Genomic DNA, 231 nt, shown 5'->3' on the forward strand with positions numbered 1-231 from the left:
GGCATCCGGTGGCGACAGCGGCGGGGCTTGCGGTGGTGCAGCAAATGCTGACGCGCGATCTGGTCGAACGTGCGGCTGAAATGGGCGCGCAGCTGCACGCTGCTCTGATAGAGAGCTTCGGTCAGCATCCGCATGTGGGTGACATTCGGGGACGGGGCGTCTTTCGTGGGGTAGAGCTGGTTGAGGATCGCGAGACCAAGACACCTTTCGACCCAGCACATGGATTGGCGG

1 protein-coding gene is annotated in these 231 nt (G+C 63.2%); it reads left to right on the forward strand.

What is annotated here, in order from left to right:
* Positions 1 to 231 (forward strand): aminotransferase class III-fold pyridoxal phosphate-dependent enzyme (locus O4G76_RS21795; RefSeq protein WP_269399154.1); only part of this gene is annotated, 231 nt, incomplete at both ends.

The sequence above is a fragment of the Limimaricola sp. G21655-S1 genome, from assembly GCF_027213785.1.
Lineage (GTDB): Bacteria > Pseudomonadota > Alphaproteobacteria > Rhodobacterales > Rhodobacteraceae > Limimaricola.